At 29.7% G+C, this 8,800-nt stretch carries 8 protein-coding genes; 7 read left to right on the top strand and 1 reads right to left on the bottom strand.

The window, feature by feature from the left end; genetic code table 11:
* The 3 genes from PKN74_RS07265 to PKN74_RS07275 form a co-directional block, all read left to right on the top strand.
* Positions 1 to 833 (top strand): ABC transporter ATP-binding protein (locus tag PKN74_RS07265; protein WP_472310057.1); only part of this gene is annotated, 833 nt, incomplete at its 5' end.
* Positions 834 to 1,073: 240 nt separating this feature from the next.
* Positions 1,074 to 2,042 carry an ABC transporter ATP-binding protein gene (locus tag PKN74_RS07270; RefSeq protein WP_472310059.1) on the top strand — a complete coding sequence of 323 codons (969 nt, stop codon included), beginning with the start codon at positions 1,074 to 1,076 and terminating at the stop codon, positions 2,040 to 2,042.
* Positions 2,035 to 2,790, top strand: coding sequence for an ABC transporter permease (locus tag PKN74_RS07275; protein ID WP_472310061.1), 756 nt, complete (start codon positions 2,035 to 2,037; stop codon positions 2,788 to 2,790). Before PKN74_RS07270 ends, PKN74_RS07275 begins: the two co-directional genes overlap by 8 nt.
* 59 nt (positions 2,791 to 2,849) lie before the next feature.
* Here the strand turns inward: PKN74_RS07275 and PKN74_RS07280 are convergent, their stop codons facing one another.
* Positions 2,850 to 4,571, bottom strand: coding sequence for a hypothetical protein (locus tag PKN74_RS07280; RefSeq protein ID WP_472310063.1), 1,722 nt, complete (start codon positions 4,569 to 4,571; stop codon positions 2,850 to 2,852).
* 168 nt (positions 4,572 to 4,739) lie between these two features.
* Here PKN74_RS07280 and PKN74_RS07285 point away from each other — a divergent pair, with 168 nt between their 5' ends.
* The 4 genes from PKN74_RS07285 to PKN74_RS07300 all read left to right on the top strand — a co-directional run bounded on the left by PKN74_RS07285 (position 4,740) and on the right by PKN74_RS07300 (position 8,487).
* Entirely contained in the window at positions 4,740 to 4,910 is a 171-nt protein-coding gene (locus PKN74_RS07285; protein ID WP_472310065.1) for a hypothetical protein, read from the top strand.
* 698 nt (positions 4,911 to 5,608) lie between these two features.
* Complete coding sequence (locus PKN74_RS07290; RefSeq protein ID WP_472310067.1) at positions 5,609 to 6,961, top strand: radical SAM protein; 1,353 nt, start codon at positions 5,609 to 5,611, stop codon at positions 6,959 to 6,961.
* On the top strand, positions 6,942 to 8,291 hold the full coding sequence (locus PKN74_RS07295) for a radical SAM protein (RefSeq protein WP_472310069.1): 1,350 nt from the start codon (positions 6,942 to 6,944) through the stop codon (positions 8,289 to 8,291). Before PKN74_RS07290 ends, PKN74_RS07295 begins: the two co-directional genes overlap by 20 nt.
* A gap of 13 nt (positions 8,292 to 8,304) precedes the next feature.
* Complete coding sequence (locus tag PKN74_RS07300) at positions 8,305 to 8,487, top strand: hypothetical protein (protein ID WP_472310071.1); 183 nt, start codon at positions 8,305 to 8,307, stop codon at positions 8,485 to 8,487.
* Positions 8,488 to 8,800 lie beyond the last annotated feature (313 nt).

Consider the following 8,800-nt stretch of genomic DNA (forward strand, 5'->3'; position numbering starts at 1 on the left):
GCATAATAAATGAGAATTTTGTTCAAATACATAGGGCTGAACCTCTTTCACAAAGGTTCTTTGAAATACTTGATCTTCCTGAAGAAGAAAGTGATGGAATTTATTCTTTTCCTAAAAATTATGACATTAAATACAACAAAGTTTCATTCACATACAAAGATGAGTTAGTTTTAAAAGATATAAACCTATACATAGACAAAAATGAAAAGATAGCCATAGTTGGAACAAGTGGTTCAGGTAAAAGTACCATGATGAATCTACTTGTTAGATTGTACGATCCAACAAGTGGAGAAATATTGTTAGAAGATAAAAACCTAAAAGAATATAACCTGCAAGAGATAAGAGAACATATAAAACTGGTAAGAGGTAACGATCCATTATTCAACATGAGTGTGAAAGAAAACATAATGCTAGGTGATGAATTCAGTGACCAAGAGTTCAACAAAGCTGTCAAAAAAGCAAAGGTAGATAAATTCATAAACCTATTAGATGAAGGATACGATACGATAGTAGGAGAAAGAGGAAGTAAGTTATCAGATGGACAAAGACAAAGGGTAGCCATAGCAAGAGCATTGATAAGAAATCCTAAGGTATTGATATTAGATGAAGCGACATCAGGAGTAGACTCACAAACAGAAGAAGAGATATTTGAAGAATTAAAAGAATACGATATGACGTTGATAATAATATCTCACAGGTTATCGACGATAAGAAAAGCAGATAAGGTAGTAGTATTAAAAGATGGAGAAATAATAGGAGAAGGCACACACAACGAATTAATAGAAAGTTCTCCTGTTTACAAAGAGATTATTGAAAGTCAGTTGGTGGTGTGAAAAGAAGATTTTTTAAAAATGAAATTTTATATTTAAAGTAGGTTCAAGGTGGAGCCCTCCTTCTTCCTCGGTACAAGGTACGAAAGAGATACTATTTTGCGCTCAACTAAACACCTTTAACAACTCAACAATCTTCTCTCTTTCTTGCCTTTCAAAAACATAGGAAGAAGCTGCAGATAACCTTTTTTTCTTAGAAAATATAGATTCAACTAATTGCAGAATGTTTTAAAAGGGAGGAAGATGAAGATATTAAAGGTAGAAAACTTGACAAAAAGCTTTAAAAACGGAAAGAAAGAAAACCTTGTTTTGAATTCAATTAATTTTGAAGTTAATGAAGGTGAAATCTTCACCATTCTGGGACCTAATGGTGTGGGAAAAACTACCTTGATAAAATTAATGACCAAACTCTTAAACCCTAGCAAAGGAAATATATATTATCAAGGAAAAAATATCGCAAAAATAGGTGAAAAATATTATAAAGAGATAGGGTGTGTTTTAGAAGGAAATAGAAATACATATTGGTTTCTATCTGCTATGGAAAACATTCTTTATTTTGGAAGATTATATGGCTTGAAAGACGATTATATAGTTGAGAAGGGTACCGAATTACTTGAATTTTTTGACCTTATTAATGACAAAGACAAAAAAGTGGGTCAGTTTTCATTAGGAATGCAGCAAAAGCTTTCAATAATAATCTCCTTAATTCATAAACCTAGAATACTCTTTCTTGATGAACCAACTCTTGGGCTTGATGTTGTGTCAAAGATAGATATAATTGAAAAGCTTAAATACCTCACAAAAATAGAAGGAGTAACTATAATATTAACTTCACACCAAATGGATGTAATAGAAAAAATTGCTGATAGGGTAATGCTTCTTAAGGATTCTAGAATTCATTTTCTTGATACCATTGATAAGCTAAAAGATATGTATTCAAAAAGTAAATATCTTATAAAAATAGAAGGAGATTTTGATGAAAAGGACCTTTACAAGTATCTCATTAATGTAAGTATAGTAAATCATACTAAAAATAACGGATTTACTGAAGTAGAATTTTATAATGATAATTACTCATTACAGCAAAACTTTTTAAAATCTATGTTAAACGATGGAATAATAATAACAGAATTCAAAAAAGTTGAAAGTGATTTAGAAGAGATTATGTACATGTTCTTGAAAAATCGTGAAAGGAATGAAGGTAATGTTTAAAACACTAAAAGCAGAGTTTGGAAAATACTTTGTTGAATTTAAGACGTATTATCCCGACCATATAGTAAGCTTGATCGTAACTTACATACTTTTTGCAGGTTTCTTCCTTGGATTCAGAAATTCAGGTAATTTAAGTGAGGGATTCTATATTGGTTTCTTATGTTGGTACTTTGCTTCTAACATAATCAGTGAATCATCTGTTTCCATATCCTTTGAAAAACAAGCTGGCACTTTTGAGCAACTCCTTTTAAAGCCGGTAAATATAGAGCTACTATGTCTAATAAAAACATTTGTATGGTTGGTATTCTCTTCTATTCAAGTTGTATTGCTTTTGATATTAGTAAAATTTACGATACCAATACAATTTAAATTTGATGTAAAAATAATACCTATTTTATTAATTACATTGTTGGGTTTATCAGGATTAGGTTTATTGTTAGCAGCTTTAACTGTAAGATTCACAAAAACCGCCTCTTTTGAAAGCATTTTATCTTATTTTCTCTTATTTTTTACAGGTACTATAATAGATATAAACTCTATGCCGATTGCTTTTCAAATCATCAGTAAAAGTCTTCCGTTAACTCAAGGAATAATGATTTCAACAAGGATTCTTGAAAACGAACCAGTATCTTCAAATCAGATCATTATGCTTTGCTTAAATAGCCTATTTTATCTTTTTCTTGGTGTTATAATCTTTAAAATCATATACAACAAAACAAAGTCCAAAGGACTTGTTACTGATTATTGAAACTCTTTTCTCAATCTTAGCAGGCGTGAAGGAGTTTTTGTCTACGAAATCAAACATCTTCAACTAAACATCTTTAACGCCTCAACAAACTTCTCTCTTTCTTGCCTTTCAAAAACATAGAAAGAAGTTGCAGATAACCTTCTTTTTAAAGTGTATTTCTTCACAAATACATTAATATCTTTAGGTACTTTTGGTCTTAATTCTTTTGGTATGTTTTTTATTTCATAATACCTTCCATAGTTCATTATGTACTTTTCTATTATATCTTTTTGATTTGAATCAAGATTTATATAGTTTTCAATGAACTCTTGTAAGTATATCTTATTTAAGTCATTCATGAACTTTTTTACAAGGATTTTCCTTGCTGAATAGTAAGGATGCTCTTTAAAAGTTATATCTTTGTTTGTGTATGTTTTTAGTTCTTGGTTGTTTGTAAGTAATGAATCAACATCTATATTTGGAGTTTTTTCAAATATTGAGTTTATTAACTCTCTTGTGTAGTAATCACATCTTTCTTTGGTTAAACTTCCACTTTTTATATCTTTAATCACTTTTTCTAATTTAACCTCTTGCCTGTAATAATGAACAAGATACGAAGTAAAAAATTCAGAAAGTTGCTTTTCTACCCTTAAGCTTATAAATTTGTAAAAGTTTTCTTCAAACTTTTTGTCTATATCTTTCTTTTTTAGTTCTTTTATTATTGGAATAGCAAGAGAACTGTTTATTTCAAATTCAAGATTGTCTATTATGTTTCTCAATGTATTTGGCTTTATTTGCTTTGTTATTCCAGATAAGAAATCATTCAGCGTTCTTTTTGAGATATTTAGTTCTTTAATAGAAACTTGTTCTTTTTCTACTTCTTGTTTTATAAAATTTCTTAAAGTCTTTGTGTTTTTGTGATTACCTTTTTTAATATTAACTACAAAGCGTCTAACTTCATAAATTGTGTTTGTATAATCTTTCCATATTATTTGTCTATTTTCATAATCCAATTTTGAAAACACTTTGGAGAAAATAAAAGCTGTTTCATACATCATTGGATCGTTGTTTTCTTTTTGCACTTGAAAGATAGTATCAAGTGAATTGAAAACATTGTAATTATCATCGTCAAAATAATAACCAAGGTAAAATCCTAATGGAAAGCTAAAGTTTAAAGCGATACTTTTATCTACATCTTTTAACCACCAACTTATATTGTTTAATGATCCTACTATTCCAGATGGATGAGGAACATCTTTCAACATCTTAAATGCTTTAATATTTAAACAAGTCGCTTCTTCATATTTTTCTTCATTCTTTTTCTCTCTTGCATCAGCCATAAGGATAAATCCCTTATCAACAGGATTGTTTTCGTATGCTTCACTCCAATGTCTAATCTTTTCCATACTTTCATTGGATTCATAGTACAATTCTCGTATGTTTCTTAAAGATTGTACAATGAGTCCTCTAACATATTGAGGAATCTCACCGAAGTGGTCTCTTAATTCTTTGTATATTACTTCAACTTCTTTGACATCATTTAACCTTTTTAAAATAATCATTTTTTGTTCTAAAAAAAGATAATACAAACCACCTTTTGATAATCCTTTTATTCCTTCTTCAATTTTTTCAAGTGCTTCTTCATATTTTGCATCCCATTTTAATTTCAATACATCAATGTAATCAATAAATTCTTCATGTTGTTTTGTTGATTCATTCTTTAGATAATCAACAATATAATTCAAAAATGGCCTTGAAAACTGTCCATAGGTAATTATCTTCACTAAAGATTGAAGAGTCATTTTACTAACCCACCTTAGTCATCTAATATTTACTATTTTGATACATTCATCATTTATTATTTACCTAAATTCAACTTAGATAATTTCTCAAAAAAGAAGTTTGTAACTCAAAATTAATTATAACATAACTATCATCAAAAAAGAGAAATCGAAAATGGTGCATAAAACATGATAAAAAATGTCTTAATTAAAGTTTACATAAGCTTTTTTGAGGTAATCTCTGAAAATATATTCCAATCTATATTTGAGGCCGATAAAAAAATCACTTGTTTATCATATAGAAAAGGGTATGATAAAAATAGTGAATGGTCTTTTGAGTTTGTAAGAGAAAAAGGTTAATTACAAAATCAAAAAAGCTAATTGGTAATAAGTCAAGGGATAAAAAATGAAAAAGTTCGTTTTTATTTTATTGGCAGTAGTATTGCTATCAAGGGAGTTTTTGTTTTTGGTGGAGATGCTGAAATAATCTCATGTATAAAATCAGTAAATCCAGAAGAAATTGTAAGTTACATTGAAGGAAGTTGGTAAGTGTGTATTTTAAAGTTTTAAAAAAGATTGGAAAAAGAGTTAAAAAGATGAAAAATGTTTGGTAAGTTGGGAATATATTATTAAAGATAGATAGAGAAGCAGTAATTGAAATAGTCAGCTTTTGACATCCAAGTCAGGGAACTCGCTTTTTTTAGGCAACAATCAAAGGTCTTTTGAAGAAGGAGTGGAATCTTTCTTTATTAGATAAGTCGCATCTTAAGTGTAGCATTAGGATAATTATATTCGAAAAATAATAAAAAATAAAAATCTATTATTGATTTGTGGAGGTGAAAGCATTGGATTTTATATCATTACCTCAAAAGAAGGAAATCTCACCACTATGCTGTACAGACCTTGGTAAAAGTACCGAATATGTTGAAGAAATGGATAATTAGTGAGGATTAGAAGAGGGGAGGTATTTTTGAATAAATTTAAATTTGAAACATACATAAAATAAGGATTTTAGAATTTCTAAAGTGGTAACATTGTAAAAGAAGGAGGTTATTTGAATGCTAAGATATAAAAACTCGAATTATAATGTTATTTTTGAGGATGGAGACAAAGTTGTTTTTGTTAATCTTCTAACAGAAGCTATTGCGACTGTAAATAAAGAAAAATATAATAAAATAAAAGAAATAATGGAATCGCCAAATAAAGAATGGTCAAGAGGATATGCAGATTTAAAAAATGACCTTATATATGGTGGTTATTTAATAGAAGAGAATTTTGATGAAATACAACATCTAAAGACAATGAACCATAGAAGCAGATATGGAGCTAGTTTTATAAGTTTCACAATAATGCCTACAATGAGATGCAATTTGGATTGTATTTATTGTTATGAAACACATGAAGGGCCAACTATGGATGATCAAACAACTGAAACAGTTGCAAATTATATTTCAACTGTAGCAAAAAGCAAACGAAGAATACATATTGGCTGGTTTGGTGGAGAACCTCTTTTAAAATTTGATACTATAAAATATATCAATGAGAAAGTGATAAAAACCTGTGAAGAATATAAAACTAATTTTTCTTCTTCCATTTCAACAAATGGATACTTACTTTCAGCTGAAAAAGCCAAGCTATTTGACGAATTAATGATACGCAACGTACAAATAACTCTTGATGGCCCAAAAGAATACCATGACAAGTATAGGCCCTTAAAGGGTGGAGGACCAACGTTTGATACCTTGTTTGAAAATATAAAAAATTTCTTCAAATTGACAAAAGAAGCAAGAATTACTTTACGAGTTAACGTTGGCCCAGATAATTATGACGCAATATATAAGTTGGTGGATGCGCTTAAAATTCTTCCCAAAGACCGACTAAGAATTTATTTTAGATGGATATTTCAAGGTGGGGAAACAGAAAAAGAAATTCACCGTGAAGTTATGAATTTTAGAGGAGAAAATTCTTACGAAAAGTTGGCTAAATTCTATTACTATGCATCTCAAAAAGGATTTGAAACTTTTCTTCCTATTCTTTCTAATCCAATTTATTGTGAATATGACTGTGAATCTTCTATTTTAATTGGGCCTAAAGGTGAAGTTTTCCCTTGCACAGTTGCAGTAAATGAGGGGGACAACTTTGGAAAAGTAACAGACAATGGTATCGAATATGATAAAACGAAGTATCTTTTATGGTATAAACATGATGCTTTTCAAGATGAAGAATGTAAAAAGTGCAAATTACTCCCCCAATGTTTTGGAGGATGTAGAAAGGCTATAGTGAATTCAGGATTCAGAGGATGTCCAGAAGAAAAAACTGCTTTAGAATCTTTCGCAAGATTGTGGTATTTCACAAAAGACATGGAAAGAAAGATGAAAGCGGTGAAAAAAGATGAAAATATCAAGGTATAATAAGCTTATAGAAAAAGATAACTATCTCATTTTATTTAATAGCATTTCAAATGCCATTCTATATGTTGAACCAAACAAAGTAAAACAAGTTAAAGAAGTTCTTGAAAGTGGAAATATAGAAGAAATAAAGCTATCTGATGAAGATATAGAAAAGTTGAAAAAAGGATTATACATTATCCCTGATGAATTTGACGAAATAACATATTTGAAAATGAGGTTAAACAATTACAAATACAGTGATAGATTTTTAAGATACACGATAAGTCTAACCGAAGAATGTAATTTTTCTTGTGTTTATTGCTATCAACAAATGTTGATAACTTTAATGGATAAGAAACCCGCAAAAATAGCAAAAAATCTTGTAAACACAATTCTAAATATGACGGAAAAAAGATTTGAGGAAGAACACCCTAAAGTATTGAGCATAACTTTTTATGGAGGAGAACCGCTTCTTGCACTTGATGAATTAGAAACGTTAAGTAAAGGTTTTGAAGAAATATGTAAGAAGTTCGAAGTAAAGTATGAAGCGAATGTCGTAACGAACGGTTATTTGTTAACTCATGACATTGTCAATAGACTACTGAACTGTGGAGTAAACTCTGTAATAATAACAGTTGATGGAGATAAGACTCTTCATGACAATTATAGAAAGACTAAAAGTGGCAATCCTACTTTCGATAAAATTATGGAAAATATAAACTATGCACAAGATAAGATGTACGTAACCATTAGAACAAATATCTCTAAAAATAGTATAGAAAATGTGAAAAAAATGATAAAGATACTTGCGGAAAAGAGATGGAGAGTTGATTTTGATTTTCAACCAGTTGAGGTAGTGGAAGAACTATCCACAGGATTTAATGATGAGATGCTTACATTGAAAGAATTTGCTGAAGTAGAGGTTGAACTTTATCGAGAAGTGCTTAGAGCTATTCCTGATTATCCATTCAATCCATTTAGAAGATTAAGAATGGCCAGATGTGATGCCTTATGTAAAAATAGTTGTGTAATAGATGTCGATGGGAGTATTTACAAATGTTGGGGAGAGATAGGAAATAAATTCTCTGCGATAGGTAAATTAACAAACGAAGATATTGAATTAAACCATAAATTTGAAAAATGGATAACTTACGAACCATTCGAAGATCAAAAATGTATGGAATGTTCTGTACTTCCAATGTGTATGGGAGGATGTGTTTTTAATGCAGTTGTTGTTGAGAGATTAAAAGGCTCTCCATGGAAAAAGCCATACACATGCATTCCTTTGAAATACAATCTAAAAGGTATGATTTCTTTATTATCTGATAAAAAATTAGGAGTAAAAATTTAAAAGGGGTGATATTATGGAATTCATAAATGAACCTGTATTTGATAAAGACAGATATTTAGCTGCTTGTGGAGGAAATGGCGAAAAGGAAGGATGCGAAACAGTTAAAAATTGTGATAGTTGCCACAACCCACAGTGTAACAACCCATGTTGGGATAAAAAATTTCCTTGGCTATGTGCGAATGGGGATAACAATTAAATTAGCCTCATTTGCTATTAAAAATAATGGCAGAGATTAACCAACTGAAAAGTGGGGGTTCAATCATAGTATTTAAGAATGAAATTTGCTGTACACACGATATGAATAAAAATGTGATCTTAAAAATATTGAAACGGTAATAATTATTGCATAGTAATGATGCAAAATTGTATATATTTGATTAATTTTCATCTTTCGTAAGATGTCAACTACCCACCACACGTTAAAAAATTAGATTGTTGGTATTTCATTAAACAGGTGAGGAAACACAATAGGCAGATACACAAAGCGAATATCTTGAAAGGTGGTAAAA

The organism is Defluviitoga sp., assembly GCF_035349255.1.
In the GTDB taxonomy this organism is placed as follows: Bacteria; Thermotogota; Thermotogae; order Petrotogales; family Petrotogaceae; genus Defluviitoga.